This window comes from Pedobacter duraquae (assembly GCF_004362245.1).
Classification (GTDB): Bacteria; Bacteroidota; Bacteroidia; order Sphingobacteriales; family Sphingobacteriaceae; genus Pedobacter; species Pedobacter duraquae.
In genome coordinates this window covers 37,735-54,109 of sequence record NZ_SNWM01000003.1, presented here as the reverse complement: position 1 = coordinate 54,109, position 16,375 = coordinate 37,735, and the positions used below count along the sequence as shown (strand labels likewise).

Here is a 16,375-nt window from a genome sequence, read left to right as displayed (position 1 = left end):
ATAGCCCAGGCATAGTACTAAGACTGGAAATCCGGAGGCGGGGTAGGTACATTCCTCGGTGGAAACGCACCTATGCGTAACTGATCTAAACGCTTAAAAAGCGGCAGATGTTTGGTAGCAGAAGGGTGTTCGTAAGCTACGCCAAGGTAGTCGTGGTGTAGCAGCTGTTTCTTAGATTTATCGAGAGACTCTTCTTCTTTATTCTTATTTTCTTCCGAACTCTTCTCAATAGAATATGAATCTGCAGGAGATGAAAATGCAGAAATGGAATACGCACAGAACTTAATGAGCAAAATACTCAATAAAGCCAAGCCTATTGTACATTTCAATATTTTATTCCTGAATATCCCCATTATCAGCTGCAAAGATAATCGGGCAATACACTTTTCAATATCAAATAGCACAATTCTTATTCAGTGAAAAGTCAAATTTCTCATTAATTACTAGATTATTAGAAAATCTCAACTACTTATTAAAAATTGATTATAAATTAAGACCCAAAACAGTGTGTAGTGAATTTTATATCCACCATGAATCGAGGTAGATTACATTTGGGAGGAAATATGAAAGAGACTTTTCCATGGCAAGAAACTATTATATGGCCCTAATCACTAATAAAAGATTCTACGTGCTTATTATAACTACTTTGTTGTTGACAAATTGTAGTTCACACTATTTTGATGATCATGGATCAGAGATTACGGATAGCATAAGTTACGTTACTGTAACAGGCAATTATGAATTTAAACCTCAATCATATCAGACAGAATATCTCAAAATCGCTCAGACAGATTCATTAGTATTAACAATTTCGCAAGATTCAATAGTCAGTCTTCAAAATCGAATATTTAAGGGAAAATATACCCTAGTTAAGTTTCAGAAAGATAGCAAAACCAAGCCTACAAAAATCAGGTCAGGACAATGGGAGTTTCTCTGTGTCAAAAATGAAAACGGGTCTTATAGTAGTTGGATGCACTTACAGGATCTAGACCAGGGTAAAGTAGGCATATCATTCAAAATAACACAAAATGCATCTGGCAGATATTTTATTAACGGTTATGAACAAAATGAGGAGGGTGCTGAACGCTATACGTTTAAAAAAATAGAGCCTGATTGATCTGTTCGGAGAAGCCGTTCACAATCATTTTTAGTGTGAATAATTACGTGCTAATGGTGCGTAAGATATTCAATTGATTTTTCCAACTGCATATCCTTTTGAGAAATCAAATCTTGCAGGGTAGGCTGGTACAATACATCGGGTATAATCCCTATACGCTGCGTTTCCTTGCCATCCTGATAAAAGATTCCGTTGCCGGTAAATAGAAATTGATAACCACCGGGAAGGTTCAGGTATTTCAAGTCTCCATCCGCACCGGCAGTCTGCGTACCGAAAACGGTAGTATTCTTGTTAATCTGACGGAGCATCATGGTAAACCACTCGCCCATGCTTTGGGTGTTTTCGTCAGTCAGGATTACAATCTTACCTTGATACAAGGGCATCTTCGTTTTGATGTCTTTAGAAAGATAAACTTCAACGCCATCTTTCAGCGCAAAGGCACCAGGATTACTGATATCGGCGGCATAGTACCGTGCAAATTTAAAAGCTGGTTTACCCAATGCCATAGGCAGGTAATAATAGAACAGACCTGGAGAAGCGGGATATTTACGCATATCAAAAATGATCGCTTTCTTTTGATTGAGGTTCTGCGAAAAAGCTATTAAACCACTGTCTGAAGGCAAAGATTTGTCCAAAAAATACCCTGCTCTAATCAACGCAATGTTGCCCGGCAAATCCTCATACGGTTTTAGTAATTGAGTCTCATTATATTTTTGCGTGAAGAACTTGTTCACAATAGCGCCAACATTTTTGTCCTTGCGTACTAAAAGCATTAACGACAAATCCAACTGCTGGTTAGCCCGTTTTACGCGCAACTTAAGTTCAGCACTGTTTACCCCGGAAAAGGCCAAAGCATTGCTGGTTTCCAAAAGTCTGTATTTCACAGCCTGGTTAGAGGCTGGCAGCAAAGTAGCACGCTGTTTTAACCAGTCGTGAACGGGAACCCCATTGATAGCACTAATGATATCACCTACTTTAAGATCGTTGGCACGGGCAAGGGAATCGTTCAGAAATTCTTTAACCACAATCTGATCATGGTCAATTTTATAGGTAAATGGCGGGTAGTATTTCAGATCGAAGATGGTAGTAGTTGTTTTTAGCTGATCTAAAAAACCCGCGGCATGCGTATCATCTATGGCTGTTTCCAGCATCAGGATACTTTTTTCGTATTCTGTCCTGGATTTTACACCGCGAAATACCGGGATCAATTGCTGCAGGGTAACCTCCAGCTTTTGATCCATCACATAGCGGTAGGGGAACAGATAGGCAACGGCATTCCAGGCTTTAGCCAGTGCCAATAAATTCATGGGTTCGTTATCAAAAGTGTAATCCGGATAAGTTTGCTCACGTGGGGCTGCCGATGACTTGGCAGGCTCAGAAATAAACCAGTGTTGTTTACCGGGGTTGAATGTTTTTGTCAGGGCTAACAATTGCTGCTGTATCCCAGTAGAAAATATATTATCCTTAATCCAGGCATAATCGATGTTTTTAGTAAGCACCTTTTTGCTATCAACTGCGAGGGGCTTTAAGCTGGGCGACCCTGGATTGTCTGTCAGGACTGCCGTAATTAACGTCGTCCATTGCTTTTCATCTGCCGACTTCACTTTTTCTATTGATGCAAGAAAAATACTGTCCGCATGAAAGCCACCTGCTGCAGCATTTAACGACCTATATTTTACCATGCCCCAAACCTGAATAAATGCCTTAATCCGCTCGTTTGTTCCAGGCAAATCGCCAGAGGCATAAGCAGCATTAAATGAGCTGATGAATAGTAAGAAGATGACGTTGTAGTAGTGATATCTTTTCATGCCTATGTGTTATTTTTAGTTTGGTTAGCTATGTTGTCTTTTGTTTTGAATACCCAAATGTTCGTCAAAACGCAATCAATGAAGAAAGTAATTGACGAACGCCACGATAACCTTGACAAGAGGAGTATGCGCAGTATATATTTTGAAGTAATTTTAGGCCATGAATAAACAGAAGATAATTTACCTGCATCTCGGCTATTGGCTGCTTGTTATTGTGCAGGTGTTGCTGGTAGGTTTAGGAACCGGTGTTCTGGGCACACAAATCGACTGGAAGCTGTTTTTTACGATCGTGCTACCAGTAAAGGTTTTACAGGTAGCCTGTTCTGCAGCTTTTTTCTACCTCAATTATCTCTATTTGATTCCACGTTTCTTAAAGAAAAAGAACGTGCTGCAATACCTCATCGCGCTGAGTATGGGTTTACTCCTATTTACTCCATTGTACTATTATCTGGAACAATACTTTTACCCAGCTATCGGCTGGAAAACCTACGAACTGGACCTTACCTTTTCGTCGGCCCTGATGATTACCCTGAGCGCCAATTTCCTTCATATCTTTTTAGGGATTTCCTTAAGTTATCTAATGGACTGGCGAACTATGCGCATGCAGAAAGAAATAGCCGAAAAAGAGCAGCTGCAAACAGAGCTGGCATTTCTTAAGTCGCAGATCAACCCACATTTTCTTTTTAATACCATTAATGATATTTATTCGCTGACAGAACAACAGTCGGAAGAAGCCCCTGAAGCGCTCCTTAAACTTTCAGAATTATTGCGTTACATGTTGCGCGAAAGCAACGATTCCTTTGTACCCTTAGTCAGGGAACTCGTATACCTGGAAAATGTAATCGAACTGCAAAAAATCGGACAAAAGGGCCATGCCTACATAGATTTTGAAATTGATGGTGAGCCTGGCAAACTTAATATTGCACCCTTAATCCTGATAAATTTCATTGAAAACGCCTTTAAACACGGTGTTTTTACAAGTCCGGATTCTCCCATCCACATCCATATCCAACTAAACGGCAACACCTTTCATTTCAACATTACCAACACCATTAATGCGCTTAAAAAAGATAAGACAGGAGGGATCGGTTTAGCGAATGTGAAAAGACGGTTAGCCCTGATTTACCCAAATAAACATAAACTTGTAGTAGCGCAGGATGCTGCGCATTTTACTGTCGACTTAAAAATTGATTTATCATGATCAGATGCATTGTTGTAGACGATAAGCCACTGGCTATCGATTTGCTAACACGTTATATTGCCAAAGTACCTCTTTTAGAACTGACGTACAGCACAACCAACCCGCTTGATGCTTTGAATAAAGTTGCCGAAGGCGAAGTAGACCTCATCTTTCTGGATATCCAGATGCCTGAATTAACAGGACTTGAATTCATGAAAATCGTAAAAGGAAAATGTCAGATTATCCTGACAACAGCCTATAGTGAATATGCACTGGAAGGTTTCGAAAATGATGCTGTCGATTATCTGCTTAAACCTGTTTCTTTCGATCGTTTTTATAAAGCGGTAGAGAAAGTTAAAGTAATCATTAAAGGCTTGTCGAACCTGACTAACGAAACCATTGATAGTAAAAACGAAAAGACACTTGACCATATTTTTGTCAAAACGGAATACAAGTTAATACGGGTAGCACTTTCAGCAATATTGTATGTGGAGGGGATGCAAAATTACGTAAACATCTACACGGTGAACGAGAAGATTACCAGCTTGCAGACTATGAAAAAGATGGAAGAGCAGCTCCCCCATCCGTATTTTGTTCGCGTCCACAAATCCTTCATTGTAGCGATCGATAAAATTGATAACATAGAACGAAATCGTATTGCAATTGCAGATAAAGTGATTGCATTAGGCGATAATTATCGTACCGCCTTCTACAGTGCTATTAATCAGTAAATACCGCTCTCGCTTGTCTAAGATCACATTCTGAATCCTACCATTTCACTGTTTTGAACTTTTGTTACCGAGATAACGATTCCCTTTTTGTCTGAATTAAAAATCAGCACCGCATCCAGGTCTTTGGCATAAAACTTATTCTTGCCGAAGGGGAAAAGCACTTTCTGGTCTTGCCCCATACGTCCATAAAGTTGCCCATCCTGTAGAAACACTTCGAAGACCATTTTCCCAAAAGCATATTTACCAATATAGGCTTCGAGAACTTTCTGCGGCAATTTAATCTTTTGAGGAACCGCAAACGGCACTTTGCTCTTTTTCCAGATACGCGTATTGCCGACACCCTTGATCTGATAACCCTCGATGTTGCCCTTGCTATCACGACTAAATAAAATAGTGTTTAACGTACGCTCCATATTAAAAGCATCTTTTTGATAAGGTATCAATAGCACTTTATTACCACCGCGTGTATAATGATACAATTCACCATCCTGGTCGGCAATGAAGCGTTCACCTTCATCAGCATTCAAGTATCCTGACTGGTAGCTATGACGTTCTTTATCCGACAGCGCAATTTTATCAAACCGGTAAGGCCTGCCTAATGCCGCAGCTGCTGCTTTGCTGGCTGAGATATCCAAATTGCTATTATATTCGTTGTTAGACAATACAGCGACAAGGATTTTTTCTGCTGGCATGTAGACCACATCGGTAAAAAAACCGTTAACTACGCCGGTATGCTTAACCGACTTACTACCCTGGATATTACCAATTTCCCAGCCATACCCATAACCAGTCTCCTCTCCATTTGGAAGCACGAAACTAGTGAAAGCCTTTTCCAGACTTTCGTTACTAATTATGTGGCCTGCAGACAGCGCGGTGTACCACTTTAACAAATCTCCGGCAGTAGATAACAAAGATCCCGCAGCATAAGGCAAGGTCATACTCAGGTAGGGCGCATTTACGTAGTTGCCATTACCACCCCGATATCCCGCTAACCGGTTAGAGATGATTTGCCTGGTATCATCATAACTTGTATGATCCATATGCAGTGGTTTAAAGATGTTTTCTTGAACAAATTGCTCATAGGTTCTACCACTAACCCGTTCAATGATATAGCCCAATAAAATATAACCGGAATTACTGTAAAGCTGATTGCTCCCAGGCTCAAAATCCAGCGGTTGGTCTTTGAATAATGCAATCAGTTGCTTCGGACTAAGATCCTGCCGCTTCAACTGCTCTGTAAACGCGGGTAGTGCGGTATAGTTTTTCACTCCTGCAGTATGGCCCAACAAATATTCGATGGTGATCCTGCCGCCATTGGGATAATCTGGGATAAATTTGGAAAGGCTATCACTTAGGGATAGTTTACCTTTTTCAACAAGCTGAAGTATACTTACTGCAGTGAATTGCTTGGTGATTGAGCCAAGCCGAAAGACATGATCTGTAGTCATAGGAGCCCCCGATTCAAGATTTGCCAGACCGAATGCCTTATAGTACAACGGCTGCCCGGCCCTTGAAACGAGTACTACCCCTCCTGGAGCACGGGCGCTAAACACGCTCAAAAACATAGAGTCAAGCGTACTTTGAAGTGTCTGAGCCTGCATTGAAGCACTGCTCATAAAGATTAAAAAATGGCATAGGAATAGCCTGAAGCAAATTTTCATTATTCTGAATGTTAGTAAAAAATAATAGTTGATTAGGTAGATTAGTTGGTGTTGTTACGACGCTCGAAAATATTCAACAGCCAGTAACATACAATTAAGCTAATGCCTATAAAGCAAAAAACACAGGCAGACATGATCAATATCGATGGCAAGGCAAGGTAAGTTGTTATCAGAGATCCTGATAATATACCTATCGATGTCCCCATGCAGATCACGCCCAGTAACAACAGCAATTTATGCCAGTGGCGCTGATGCTTAAAATGATCCGGAGCAAGTCCATTCTCAATAATTGCCATACGTTCTTTATGACGCGTAGTAAAAAAGTAATAGACCACACCGAACAGGACAAGTGAAACAGCGATGAGGACTGCAGCGGAAGTCATCTCCATAATATTATTTATTTGTTAGCTATAAGACCCTATAAAAGAAAAGGTGGTCACATAATTCGAAAATAAAATTCAGGTTTCCTGTGACCAGCCCAGGAACGCCAGCGTCTAACAAACAATGGTATTTAAAAAAGCTGGGTACACTGAGGACGATTATCTGAAGCGGGCAATCCGCGGAGAACGGATTGGACTTGAGTACCTTGTACAGACGTATCAGTCCATGGCCTATACCATAGCGATTAGGATTGTAAAAAACAGTGAAGATGCTGAGGAAGTTGTTCAGGATAGCTTCTTAAAAGCATTTAAATACCTGAGTGATTTTAGGGGTGCTTCCAAATTCTCGACGTGGCTCTACCGGATTGTTTATCATACTGCCCTTAGCAAAATTCAAAGGGTAGTATTGCTTACCAGCGTTTTAGATGAATCGACTCAATACATTACTGATACTAATGAGAAAAATGATCCGTGGCTGGGCCTGGTCAATGCCGATCGGCAAAAATATATAGGAAGGGCTATTGACCAGTTAAAAGAAGATGACCGGGTAGTTATTACACTACACTATATTGCCGAAAAAAGCATTACAGAAATCAGCGAGATCACTGGCTTGGGACGTTCGGCAATCAAAATGCGCTTACTGCGTGGAAGACACCAACTGGAAGTATTATTGAAAAGATTATTGATTAAGGAATTTAAAGAGCTATGAAAAACAAGCAGGCTAAAAATGATAAACTCAAAACGCTGATTAGCAAATACGGAATTACCCAGCCGTCAGAACAATTTTCGCTGCGGCTTAAAAACATGATTGTTACTCAATACAGAATACGTTATGCATTACGCTATAAAAAAGAGGAACGGCTCGGAAAGTTCATCCTGACTTTTGTAGTTGCTACTTGTTTTTTGATTTTATTTCAACTCACGCTATCTACCCTCGCAATCGAGGTTATATTGATTGTAACGCTGTTCGGTACTGGTGTTGCAGCAGTAATTAGCATGCTCCATACTTACGGAAGATCTGAATAACGTCATTTAATAGGATGTGTTGCGCGGCCTGATTTTGATTATTTACATTTGAGTTTAATAATGAAGAAGAGCAGGAACCAAAATCATATAGGTTTGTTAAGGTCATTATAGTTTTCATCATTATTTCGCAAATAAAAAATTTTATGAAGAAAATAGGATTTTTATCATTTGGACACTGGTCTAATCATCCTTCCTATCAAACACGTACAGCGGCCGACACATTACTGCAGTCGATCGACCTGGCTGTTGCTGCTGAGGAAATTGGTCTGGATGGTGCTTATTTCAGGGTACACCATTTTGCAGCTCAGCTGGCCTCACCCTTTCCGTTACTTTCGGCAATCGGTGCTAAAACCAGCAAAATAGAGATTGGCACCGGGGTGATTGATATGCGTTATGAAAACCCTTTATACATGGCAGAAGATGCCGGTGCGGCAGACCTTATCTCTGGTGGGCGCTTGCAACTCGGTCTAAGCAGAGGATCGCCCGAGCAGGTAATTGAGGGATGGCGTCACTTTGGTTATGCTCCCGCTGAGGGGGAAACCGATGCAGATATGGGACGAAAAAAGGTCCTGGAATTTCTGGATAAACTCAGTGGTAAGGGATTTGCCGAGCCTAACCCTAACCCCATGTTTCCCAATCCACCGGGATTATTACGCTTAGAGCCCTATTCTGAAGGATTACGTGAACGCATCTGGTGGGGCGCTGCATCAAACGCAACAGCCGTTTGGGCGGCCGAAAATGGGATGTTCCTCCAAAGCTCTACCTTGAAATATGACGAGAATGGAAAGCCGTTCCACGTCCAGCAGGCAGAACAAATCAGATTATATAAAGAAGCCTGGAAAAAAGCAGGACATACGCGTGAACCAAGAGTTTCAGTTAGCCGTTCTATCTTCCCCATCGTTAATGAACAGGACAGATATTATTTCGGACAGCAAGGGAATGGCGCTGATAAGATCGGTTACATCGAAGCTGATAAACGTGCCATTTTTGGAAAAAGCTATGCTGCAGAACCAGATCAACTGATTAAGGAATTAGCAGAAGATGAGGCTATCCAGGAAGCAGACACACTACTGTTAACGATCCCAAATACTTTGGGCGTCGATTATAATGTACACATATTGTCTGCTATGTTACAACATGTGGCACCTGGATTGGGCTGGCGTTAAGAAGTGGTTGTAACAGGATTTTACTCGTAGGTTTGCTCTGTAATACCGATCAGGATGTGCGCGCCTTCGCGCCATTTTGTCCATCCGGAGTAATTCTTTGCATCCTCAAAATTAGACTCCCTGCCAAAACCCTTTTTTAATTTGATCCATTCACCCTGTACGGCCTCCACACCAAATGGCAAAAAGGTATTTTCCTTATTCTCGAAGATCGCTTTGCCATTTGGTTTATCATAAATAACCAGCTTGTCTTTCGTGATAAATTCAACACGCTTCAGATAGCGATCCCATGTTTCGTAAACAGACCATTTAGGATTGTATTTGGAACCCGGACAATTGATGCAGTTGTTATCAGCAAGTTGATGCTCTGCAACATAGTAGGCCGCAGCAGGATCCCTCTTGATGACCAAAGTATCCCAGGTTTGTTCATTACTCACAATAGTGTACGACGAGGCCGTGGTATCCAGCACCCTAAATTTAAGCACAGGAGCAAAGCGGATCAGCCCCATCTGGATATTCTTTCGCCCAGCTTCATCACTATCGCCCTCACTCATCTGGTAAGGGTTCAACTTTCCCTTGGTCACAAATTTAGTAGCCCCTGATTTCCGCTGTTCAAATTTTAGCGTATCAAATGGCGCACTGTCGTTGGCCTTGCGAAAAAGTGGAAGTGGATATTGCGTATTTACAGTGATCAGCCCAAGGCCAATAGCTTTCGCCTCTACAGGATTATTTCTTTCTCCTTTACACTGATACAGGAAGAAGATCACTGGTAGTAATAAGATGAGGTATCTGTACATGTGTTGTTGAATATGCGTATTTCACTACATGCAATCACCAGACCAATTCTACTCCAAACCACTTTTGATCGCAAATTTCACTAAGCCAACCGTACTCTTGGAATTGGTTTTTTCCAGCAGATGCTGCCGGTGGTTATCCACCGTTTTTTTGCTGATAAACAATTTATTGGCAATCTCCTCACTCGTCAGTTCTTTAACAATTAAAGCGAGCACTTCTTTTTCGCGCTGCGACAGCTGACTCAATTGCTCATCCTGCATCTTCTGCTTGTGGTATTGGTTGTAAATGATGGGCACAATATCCTGCGAAAAATAGGTGCCGCCAGCAACAATGCGATGCATGGCCTGTAAGAGTTCATCACGACCGGCATTCTTCAGAATGTATCCATCAGCTTCGGCCATTACAGCCTCTTTAACGGCAGGTGTGTTGTTATACATACTTAAAATAAGTACCTGTATATGCGGAAATTTATCCTTGACCATACGGCACAACTGTGTACCGGTAAGCAAAGGCATACTGATATCGGTAAGCAGAAACTGAAACTTGTCAGGCTCAGCCGCAATGCGTTCATAGGCCGCCTGACCATCGTTGGCCTCATCACATACATGATAAGCTTCATGCCCGCTCAGCAGACTCTTAAGTCCGTCGATAACCATCTGGTGGTCATCGGCGATCAGGATATTTATTGGCGTGCTTATCATCCGGGAATGGTTATTTCTATTTGTGTTCCTGTTAATTTTTCAGAGCGTACTTGCAAATTGCCATCCAGCAGGTTAACGCGGGCGGCAATGTTTTTCCAGCCAATCCCTTTCGAGTTTTTGATCTGCTCAATATCAAAGCCGCTGCCGTTATCTTTAATGGCAATGATGATCACGTTGGGGCGCTGGGTCACGGTGAGTTCAATTACCGAAGCCTGAGCATGTTTTACAATATTGCTCAATGCCTCCTGGACAATGCGATAAATAGACAGCTCATTTGATTTTTCAAACTGATGTGCCCGCACTTCATCAGGAACATCCAAAACCACCTGCGTGCTGCCCGCCTTACTTACCTTGGCTGCCAGGTCTTCCAGAGCAGAAAACAGACCAAAGTTCAGTTCCTCCGGTATCAGGTTGTGCGAGATATGCCGTACCTCGGTAATCGTTTGGTCAACCAGGCCAATCGTGTGCATTAAATTAGGATCCTCCTGATGTTGCGAACCGAGATTAGACAGATTCATCTTGACTACAGAAAGCAGCTGACCGATGCTGTCGTGCAGATCACGGGCTATACGAATCCGTTCCTTTTGCTCCCCTTCAAACAAAGATCTGGTTTCAATTTCCTGTTGCTTATAGATCTCTGCCTGCAACCTGGCTTCCTGACGCAACTTATATCGCCTGTAATAGGCATAGGCAAGTACCACAGCAGCCAATATCAAAATTATGATAGCAGCGATCACGCTATTGCGCTGCCTGATTTTCAGTTTCTGATTCGCTAGCTCAAGCTCTTGAACGCGGCTTTGCTTTTTAAGATACGTGATACTTTGTGCTTTCTGCCGGTTATCCAATACCTGATTGGCTATTTGCTGGTGTTGGTTTTTCAGTTCCAACTGGTTAATCAGCAATGCCTGATCCTGTTTATCCAGGCGTGATTGTTTCTGTTGGATGCTAAGCTCCTGATTATTGAGCTGCAGCAGATTAAGTTTAATCTGGGCATCTTTCTTTTCAGTTTCATAGCGGGTCTGCATTTCGCTGATCGACTTGTTAACATCTGTACTGGCCAGGCTATCTCTCAAACCAAGATATTGATCAAAGGTCTGGTTGGCGGCCTTCTGGTTACTGGTGGCAATTGCATACAGCATTCTTAGCTTATAAAGCTCCGCACGGTCTTCCTTGAAATCATATTTTTTGGCCAGGGGTTCTGCTTCATCCAATGCAGCCGCCATCGTCGGGAGGTCATTCTTATCCAGGGCGGTCTGTGCAATATTCACATTGGCAGAAACAATCCCATAAGAGTCGTTCAAACGTACAGATACCTGTTTAGAGATCTGAAAATGTTTTAACGCATTGGTAAAGTCCATTTTCTCTGCGTAAAGCAGCCCAATATTATCATTGGCATTACGGATCCCCGCATTATTCTTATACTTCTCAAACAAGGGAAGTGCTTTGTTGATATACGAAATTGCCTCATCATACTTTTTTAAGGAGCGAAGAATAGAGCCCCGCACAGCGAATGCCGTTGCCAGTTGCCCTTCGTTTTTAAGCAGGGTAAACTTTTCAATGGCAAGCTGGTTATATTTCAGTGCTTCATCATAGCGCTTCAAAAACTTATATGGAAGCGTAATGTTGAAAGCAACAGAACCAATGCCTTTATCGTTGTGCAGGCGCTCTCTGATGGCCAGCGACTTCAACAGATATTCAATAGCTTTTGGATAATCTCCGCGCCTGCTGTTGTTGGATCCCATATTGGCATAAATCATTGCAATATCCGCCTCCGAATTTTCAGCCTGGTATGCTCTAAGCGCTTTGTCGATATACACATCTGCAAGCTGATTATTTTTCGTGTCTACATACACATTGGAAATGTTGTTGTAAATATCACCAACTAAGATCCCATCGTTAACAGCCTGAGCCAGCTGCAGGGCACTGTTGAGCAATTGCAATGCTTTGGGAAAATTGCTGAACTCCTTATACATCAGGCCCTGCTGCCGGTACACCTCGGCGTCCGATTTTTTATCCTTCAGTGTCAATGCCAGCTGGTGCGCCTCTTTCGCATACCGTTCGGTCTGCACAGAATCATAGTCGCTGATTGCATCCAGCAACTGCAGGTAGATCCCCATTTTCTTTTTCGGATTTTGCTCAGCCTGGAGCTCAGCGGCTACTTTCTTCGCGGCATCAGCATTCTGGGCATTTGCAATGCCCGGAGCGAAAGCTAAAAAGAGCGACACAACAGCCATCAGAAGCTGATTACGGCAGGGAAGAGATGTGATCAAAGCGCTAAAAATTAATTAGTTAATGATAATAAAAGTATCTGAAAAAAAAGAATACAAAAAGCCATCTGCATGTTGCAAATGGCTTATACTTACCTCCGACTTATTGAATTTTACCAGAGAAGGTTCCTTGTTCAACAAATGCCTCCTTACGTGCATTGTTATAGGCAATGGCATAAAAGGTTCCTTCGACGGAATTTCCATCAACTTTGGTGATATTAACCTCACCACCGCCTGTCATAGCACCGCTGTTATCGGTCGAATAATTTACAGACCCATCGGCGGCCTTCATGTAATCTTTACTGATGATGATTCCACCATTGCTGAGCGAGGATCCCAGCTGTACCTTACCTACCGCGGCCTTTTTTAGCAGGATAATGGTGATGGACTCGTTTGTTCCATCTTTAATTGCACTGATGCTAAACGTGGTAATACCTGCCACGGTTGTTTGCGTAATGCCTGCTTTTGTGGACGAGAATTTACCCAGACTTGCAGAGCCGTCAAATCCATAGTTTCCAGCAGTTACTGTTGCTGCGCCACCAGTTGCAGCGGGGTTTTCGGAGTTGTCTTTTTTACAGGAAGTCATAAATAACATCGCCATGGCGATGACAGTTAGCATTGATTTTTTCATGATATGTTTGTTTGTTGATTAATTGTTTACTTTGATTTTCTCCACCTTTTTGCCGTTAAATGCGAAGATGTATTCACCATCATCGGTGATATCGATACCATCACCGTATCTCGGACTGCCTCCTTTACCTTTAGAAGTAACAGAGCCCTTCACCTCGCCATTAGTCATATTTATTCCGTAAATGGTGTTTTTTGACCCGTTCTGGCTGCGCAGGAAATAGTTGTCGCCTACCAGATAATAGTAGTCTATCTCTGAGAGCTTGGCAGTAGCATAATTGCGTGTACCATCTGCTTTTTTATAGCTGGCCAGTCCTTTTTCAGAGATCACCACTACGTCGTCTCCAAAGTCAATCACATCTGTGGCTTTTCCCACTTTCGCATCATTGTGTTTTACAGCAAATTTCTGCTGACCGCTTGCGATGTCATAGGCAAAGAATTCATCCCCATCACCCGCAAATACAGTCTTATTCTCGTGAATCACCATATCGGTAATGCGCTTATCAAATTTATCAGAGCGCCATGCTGTTTGCCCGGAGCTTTCGTTGAGCGCCAGGAGGCCATTCTTTTGATTCACGTAGTCGTTAAAAATCTTGTAGGTAGTGATCATGCCATTGGCACCACGGCGGGTGCTGATCTCTTGCACTTCTACCTTTCCACCAACCTGCACCATGATCTTATCGCCGGTGAGGTACATGTGCGGCAAACAATAGGCACCTGTGATCTTCTCTGATGTCCAGATGAGTTTTCCGGTATTTAGGTCGTGCTTCTCGATATACTTGGATTTACTGCTATTGGCAAACATGGCCAGGTAAACCGCATCGTTGGTAAACAAGGGCTCAGCCAGCGCACCATATACCCCTTTACTGCCTCTGCCGCCTATCCCTAGTATGCTCTTTTTTGCCTGTTCGGTATCATTTTCGTAGGCTACTTCCCACAACTTTTTGCCAGTGTTCAGGTCAAAAGCTTGTAGTCCATCCAGCCACAAAAATAACTTGTCTCCTTTAACTGTCAGATCCAGCAGAGGCTCCCGGGTGATCAGTTTCTTATCTATAGTTCCCCTAAATTCTGTATCCCAGATAATCTGTCCGTTTAGCGCATTGATTTTAACGATTTGATTTTTGAAGGCCGAAAACAGGCCCGACCAGAATGTAGGCTTGTAATTGAGCATCACGATCTGATTGGTTTTCTTGTCGTAAATGTATTTGCCTACGCTACCTTTAAAAGTTTTTGTAGTCCAGAGTTGCTTGCCTGTCTGCGCTTCAACCATACTTATCCCACCACGTTGGGCTATCAGGAACGCATCCAGCTCGTTGATATATTTTACCGTTTCTATGTCGGCTTCCTGCTCTTTTTTATCCAGCAGGTCCTGATACGCTTCAGAGTTCCAAAGTTCCTTGCCAGAGGTGAGGTCTAACACAGCCACACGATCTGTGCCCATAGACCGCGCATCAAATAAGAACAAGTAGCCGCTTTTATCTCCGCGGATCACGTATTGAAATTCTGAGTTATTGGTTTTATTGGTTGTGAGTTTCTTGTAGTCGCCACTCCAAACCTGCTTACCTTCAGTATTGAGCACCGTGGCGGAGTTGTCATCCGTGCCAATGATAATTGATCCATCGGCATTTGACAGTGCAAGTCTGGAGGCCTTGTTGTCAAATTCAGATTCCCAGACACTTTTAAAATTGCCACTTTTTTTTCCGGCCTTGCCACCACCGGTTAGGCTTTTCAACATGCCAAACTGTGCATTTACTACCAGGTTACAGCAGGTCAGAACGGTGAGTAAGAGTAACGTATTTCTTTTCATAATTAACTGATTTATTGAGGTTAAGATTACCAGACAAAAATCAATTATGGGGCAGTAACAGGCAATAAGCACAAGTGCTAATAATGATAGGTATATATCCCTATTCAGATGAGAGGTTTTAAGTTCCGTACCAGAATAAATTACCTGTAATTTTCCAATGCTAAATCATTCTGATACCTTTAACGCGTGTTTATTGCCACAGGAATTATGTTGTCTATACCTTTCAGGAAAAATATTTTTAATAGTGAAGTGAACTTCCCGGCAAGATATCAGCCCGAAAATTTAGCTAAAATTGTTTCTGCACAGTTTTTATTGGTCTTCCTGACGCTTTACTTTTTCAAGCCCTTTACTGTAACGCTGGCAGAACAGCGCTGGAGTTATTTAACCAGTTGTTGTTTGCATGCGCTGCTGCCTGCATTGATCGTTTTCGTTTATATGAGCCTGCTTAGTCGCAGCAGCAATAAACAGCAGATCAAGAACTGGACGCTAATAAAAGAATTGCTGCACCTGGTGATACTTTTTCTGCTCATCGGGCTTTCCAGTTTCTTATTACGGAGCGTGATCTATACCAATTCAGATAATATTTCGTGGCATTACTTCTGGATTGAAATCAGGAATGTTTATCTGGCGGGGACGGTATTTTGTCTTTATCTGATAACAACCAAGGTCTATTTTAATTTATCAATGGGCAAGTCAACCACCATTGAGCCCAATCTTGCTGCCGTCAAAACAGACTTTCATCCGGCGCCGCTCTTCATCAAGGCACATGTGCGCATAGATGATTTTTATCTGAACGTTGCCGACTTGCTGTTTGCCCGTGCAGAGGGAAATTATGTGCAGGTTTATACAGTTGAAAAGGGGACTGTACATAGCGACCTGAAAAGAATCTCGTTGAAGCAACTGGAGCTGCAACTTGCTGCTTATCCTGATATCCTCCGCTGTCACCGGGCCTATTTGTTAAATATCAAAAGGGTAGCCCGGCTCTCTGGTAATGCTCAGGGATATCTGATTTCATTTGATGAAACTGACGATAAGGTCCCTGTATCGCGAACTTATCTCAGTTTATTCGACAGCATCTATCAACCAGAGGCGTAGCTTTTTCCCAACAGGCT

The 16,375-nt window shown here is 42.4% G+C and carries 16 protein-coding genes; 7 read left to right on the top strand and 9 right to left on the bottom strand.

Translation table 11 applies throughout. The features are described 5' to 3' along the window. Window positions 1–17: 17 nt before the first annotated feature. Window positions 18–329: a hypothetical protein gene (locus tag CLV32_RS11730; RefSeq protein ID WP_133555732.1), complete on the bottom strand. Its 312-nt coding sequence runs from the start codon at window positions 327–329 to the stop codon at window positions 18–20. 251 nt (window positions 330–580) lie between these two features. Here CLV32_RS11730 and CLV32_RS11725 point away from each other — a divergent pair, with 251 nt between their 5' ends. Beyond that, a complete protein-coding gene (locus tag CLV32_RS11725) occupies window positions 581–1,117 on the top strand; it encodes a hypothetical protein (RefSeq protein ID WP_133555730.1) in 537 nt (178 codons plus the stop codon). 50 nt (window positions 1,118–1,167) lie between these two features. On the opposite strand, the gene CLV32_RS11720 is transcribed toward CLV32_RS11725, so the two are convergent. Further along, window positions 1,168–2,925: a S41 family peptidase gene (locus CLV32_RS11720; RefSeq protein WP_133555728.1), complete on the bottom strand. Its 1,758-nt coding sequence runs from the start codon at window positions 2,923–2,925 to the stop codon at window positions 1,168–1,170. 160 nt (window positions 2,926–3,085) lie between these two features. On the opposite strand from CLV32_RS11720, the gene CLV32_RS11715 reads away from it, so the two are divergent. Further along, a complete protein-coding gene (locus CLV32_RS11715; protein ID WP_133555726.1) occupies window positions 3,086–4,126 on the top strand; it encodes a sensor histidine kinase in 1,041 nt (346 codons plus the stop codon). Then, window positions 4,123–4,836, top strand: a complete 714-nt coding sequence (locus tag CLV32_RS11710) for a LytR/AlgR family response regulator transcription factor (RefSeq protein ID WP_133555724.1) — start codon at window positions 4,123–4,125, stop codon at window positions 4,834–4,836. The genes CLV32_RS11715 and CLV32_RS11710 overlap by 4 nt, the downstream gene beginning before the upstream one ends. 23 nt (window positions 4,837–4,859) lie before the next feature. Here CLV32_RS11710 and CLV32_RS11705 read toward each other — a convergent pair whose 3' ends face one another. Next, window positions 4,860–6,452, bottom strand: a complete 1,593-nt coding sequence (locus CLV32_RS11705) for a serine hydrolase (RefSeq protein ID WP_166641938.1) — start codon at window positions 6,450–6,452, stop codon at window positions 4,860–4,862. Window positions 6,453–6,538: 86 nt separating this feature from the next. Continuing rightward, window positions 6,539–6,886 (bottom strand): DUF6249 domain-containing protein, encoded by a 348-nt coding sequence (locus tag CLV32_RS11700; RefSeq protein WP_133555720.1) that lies wholly within the window; start codon window positions 6,884–6,886, stop codon window positions 6,539–6,541. A 115-nt stretch (window positions 6,887–7,001) separates the two neighbouring features. Here CLV32_RS11700 and CLV32_RS11695 point away from each other — a divergent pair, with 115 nt between their 5' ends. From CLV32_RS11695 to CLV32_RS11685, 3 genes are all read left to right on the top strand, one after another. Beyond that, window positions 7,002–7,586, top strand: a complete 585-nt coding sequence (locus CLV32_RS11695; RefSeq protein ID WP_133555718.1) for an RNA polymerase sigma factor — start codon at window positions 7,002–7,004, stop codon at window positions 7,584–7,586. Next, window positions 7,583–7,903, top strand: coding sequence for a hypothetical protein (locus tag CLV32_RS11690; protein ID WP_133555716.1), 321 nt, complete (start codon window positions 7,583–7,585; stop codon window positions 7,901–7,903). The genes CLV32_RS11695 and CLV32_RS11690 overlap by 4 nt, the downstream gene beginning before the upstream one ends. A gap of 143 nt (window positions 7,904–8,046) precedes the next feature. Further along, window positions 8,047–9,069, top strand: a complete 1,023-nt coding sequence (locus CLV32_RS11685; RefSeq protein ID WP_133555715.1) for an LLM class flavin-dependent oxidoreductase — start codon at window positions 8,047–8,049, stop codon at window positions 9,067–9,069. A gap of 20 nt (window positions 9,070–9,089) precedes the next feature. Here the strand turns inward: CLV32_RS11685 and CLV32_RS11680 are convergent, their stop codons facing one another. The 5 genes from CLV32_RS11680 to CLV32_RS11660 all read right to left on the bottom strand — a co-directional run bounded on the left by CLV32_RS11680 (window position 9,090) and on the right by CLV32_RS11660 (window position 15,263). Further along, window positions 9,090–9,863 carry a hypothetical protein gene (locus CLV32_RS11680; protein ID WP_133555713.1) on the bottom strand — a complete coding sequence of 258 codons (774 nt, stop codon included), beginning with the start codon at window positions 9,861–9,863 and terminating at the stop codon, window positions 9,090–9,092. A gap of 48 nt (window positions 9,864–9,911) precedes the next feature. Further along, a complete protein-coding gene (locus CLV32_RS11675; RefSeq protein WP_133555711.1) occupies window positions 9,912–10,562 on the bottom strand; it encodes a response regulator in 651 nt (216 codons plus the stop codon). Beyond that, window positions 10,559–12,796: an ATP-binding protein gene (locus CLV32_RS11670; protein ID WP_133555709.1), complete on the bottom strand. Its 2,238-nt coding sequence runs from the start codon at window positions 12,794–12,796 to the stop codon at window positions 10,559–10,561. Before CLV32_RS11670 ends, CLV32_RS11675 begins: the two co-directional genes overlap by 4 nt. Before the next feature lie 136 nt (window positions 12,797–12,932). Next, window positions 12,933–13,460 (bottom strand): hypothetical protein, encoded by a 528-nt coding sequence (locus tag CLV32_RS11665; RefSeq protein ID WP_133555707.1) that lies wholly within the window; start codon window positions 13,458–13,460, stop codon window positions 12,933–12,935. An 18-nt stretch (window positions 13,461–13,478) separates the two neighbouring features. Beyond that, on the bottom strand, window positions 13,479–15,263 hold the full coding sequence (locus tag CLV32_RS11660) for an outer membrane protein assembly factor BamB family protein (RefSeq protein ID WP_133555705.1): 1,785 nt from the start codon (window positions 15,261–15,263) through the stop codon (window positions 13,479–13,481). Window positions 15,264–15,449: 186 nt separating this feature from the next. Here CLV32_RS11660 and CLV32_RS11655 point away from each other — a divergent pair, with 186 nt between their 5' ends. Then, window positions 15,450–16,358 (top strand): LytR/AlgR family response regulator transcription factor, encoded by a 909-nt coding sequence (locus CLV32_RS11655; RefSeq protein WP_133555703.1) that lies wholly within the window; start codon window positions 15,450–15,452, stop codon window positions 16,356–16,358. Window positions 16,359–16,375: the final 17 nt, after the last annotated feature.